Here is a 2,178-nt window from a genome sequence, read left to right as displayed (position 1 = left end):
GGCGGCGAACGAAGAAAGCGAAAAAAACTGTTGACGACGACGAGAAGCTGCGACATAATCTCACTTCTCTGCTGCTGATGCAGCGACGCAGAAAACGAAGCGACGGCGCGGTAATAAAGCGACGAAGCGAAGTCAGATGCGATTGATCTTTAAAAATTAAACAACCGATAAGTGTGGGCACTCGATGAATAGTGCGTCTGCTTCGGCAGATAAGCTTTAAATTTATTGAGGCTCACATAGTAATAGGTAAGTTAAGTAATTAACTTGTCAGCATACTTTGAGAGCGACCGGTTCTAGTGATTTATCACGAAAAACCGAAAACAGTAACAGGTTTAAACTGAAGAGTTTGATCCTGGCTCAGATTGAACGCTGGCGGCATGCCTTACACATGCAAGTCGAACGGCAGCACGGGTGCTTGCACCTGGTGGCGAGTGGCGAACGGGTGAGTAATATATCGGAACGTACCTTGTAGTGGGGGATAGCTCGGCGAAAGCCGGATTAATACCGCATACGCTCTAAGGAGGAAAGCGGGGGACCTTCGGGCCTCGCGCTACAAGAGCGGCCGATATCAGATTAGCTAGTTGGTGGGGTAAAAGCTTACCAAGGCGACGATCTGTAGCTGGTCTGAGAGGACGACCAGCCACACTGGGACTGAGACACGGCCCAGACTCCTACGGGAGGCAGCAGTGGGGAATTTTGGACAATGGGCGAAAGCCTGATCCAGCAATGCCGCGTGTGTGAAGAAGGCCTTCGGGTTGTAAAGCACTTTTGTCCGGAAAGAAATCCTCTGGGTTAATACCTCGGGGGGATGACGGTACCGGAAGAATAAGCACCGGCTAACTACGTGCCAGCAGCCGCGGTAATACGTAGGGTGCAAGCGTTAATCGGAATTACTGGGCGTAAAGCGTGCGCAGGCGGTTTTGTAAGACGGATGTGAAATCCCCGGGCTCAACCTGGGAACTGCATTCGTGACTGCAAGGCTAGAGTATGGCAGAGGGGGGTAGAATTCCACGTGTAGCAGTGAAATGCGTAGAGATGTGGAGGAATACCGATGGCGAAGGCAGCCCCCTGGGCCAATACTGACGCTCATGCACGAAAGCGTGGGGAGCAAACAGGATTAGATACCCTGGTAGTCCACGCCCTAAACGATGTCAACTAGTTGTTGGGGATTCATTTCCTTAGTAACGTAGCTAACGCGTGAAGTTGACCGCCTGGGGAGTACGGTCGCAAGATTAAAACTCAAAGGAATTGACGGGGACCCGCACAAGCGGTGGATGATGTGGATTAATTCGATGCAACGCGAAAAACCTTACCTACCCTTGACATGTACGGAAGTCTGCTGAGAGGCGGATGTGCTCGAAAGAGAACCGTAACACAGGTGCTGCATGGCTGTCGTCAGCTCGTGTCGTGAGATGTTGGGTTAAGTCCCGCAACGAGCGCAACCCTTGTCCTTAGTTGCTACGCAAGAGCACTCTAAGGAGACTGCCGGTGACAAACCGGAGGAAGGTGGGGATGACGTCAAGTCCTCATGGCCCTTATGGGTAGGGCTTCACACGTCATACAATGGTCGGTACAGAGGGCTGCCAAACCGCGAGGTGGAGCTAACCCCAGAAAACCGATCGTAGTCCGGATCGCAGTCTGCAACTCGACTGCGTGAAGCTGGAATCGCTAGTAATCGCGGATCAGCATGTCGCGGTGAATACGTTCCCGGGTCTTGTACACACCGCCCGTCACACCATGGGAGTGGGTTTTGCCAGAAGTAGGTAGCCTAACCGTAAGGAGGGCGCTTACCACGGCAGGATTCATGACTGGGGTGAAGTCGTAACAAGGTAGCCGTAGGGGAACCTGCGGCTGGATCACCTCCTTTCTAGAGCATGCACTGGAAGTTGAGTGTTCACGCTTATCGGTTGTTGACTGCGTAGATCTAAGTCGGGTCTATAGCTCAGTTGGTTAGAGCACCGTCTTGATAAGGCGGGGGTCGATGGTTCGAGTCCATCTAGACCCACCAAAGCTTTTTAACCACCGTGCGATAGACTCAAGTGGTGGTAAGTCGGCTTGATTGGGGGATTAGCTCAGCTGGGAGAGCACCTGCTTTGCAAGCAGGGGGTCGTCGGTTCGATCCCGTCATCCTCCACCAAAAACCTTAGATCGCATCGATGTCAGTCAAAAGCGCTTTAC

At 52.4% G+C, this 2,178-nt stretch carries 2 tRNA genes and 1 rRNA gene; all 3 read left to right on the top strand.

Annotated features, from left to right (window positions below):
• Nucleotides 1-334: 334 nt before the first annotated feature.
• Nucleotides 335-1,867 (top strand): 16S ribosomal RNA (locus PAN31117_RS26870).
• A gap of 64 nt (nucleotides 1,868-1,931) precedes the next feature.
• Nucleotides 1,932-2,008, top strand: a tRNA-Ile gene (locus tag PAN31117_RS26865).
• Nucleotides 2,009-2,061: 53 nt separating this feature from the next.
• Nucleotides 2,062-2,137 (top strand) — tRNA-Ala (locus PAN31117_RS26860).
• Nucleotides 2,138-2,178: the final 41 nt, after the last annotated feature.

The sequence above is a fragment of the Pandoraea anapnoica genome, assembly GCF_902459765.1.
In the GTDB taxonomy this organism is placed as follows: Bacteria; Pseudomonadota; Gammaproteobacteria; order Burkholderiales; family Burkholderiaceae; genus Pandoraea; species Pandoraea anapnoica.
Note: the sequence above shows the minus strand (reverse complement) of the source record. Positions and strands in the feature narration are given on the sequence as shown.